Annotated in this window: 1 protein-coding gene; it reads right to left on the bottom strand. The window is 72.4% G+C overall.

All coding sequences use genetic code 11. The annotated features are described in order from the left end of the window. Positions 1–210: hypothetical protein (locus tag ACNQO6_RS18645; RefSeq protein ID WP_440209935.1), on the bottom strand; the 210-nt coding region annotated here is incomplete at both ends.

Genomic DNA, 210 nt, shown 5'->3' with positions numbered 1-210 from the left:
ATCAGGCCATGCAGGGCGCGCAACTGTCGCAGCTCCTGGTCGGAGAAGGCCCCTAGGCGGGCGTCGCGCAGCAACGACAGGGCCGCGACCGGACGCTGATGCGCATGCGCCAGCACCTCGACCACGTCGCAGATCCCGTGGCGTCGCAGGAAGCCCTGGTACAGCGCGCTGTCCTCCGCGGGCTGGCGGGCGATGCCCTGGCGCAGCGGC

Source organism: Acinetobacter calcoaceticus (genome assembly GCF_051947995.1).
Classification (GTDB): Bacteria; Pseudomonadota; Gammaproteobacteria; order Pseudomonadales; family Moraxellaceae; genus Acinetobacter.
This window is presented reverse-complemented; position numbering and strand designations above follow the sequence as displayed.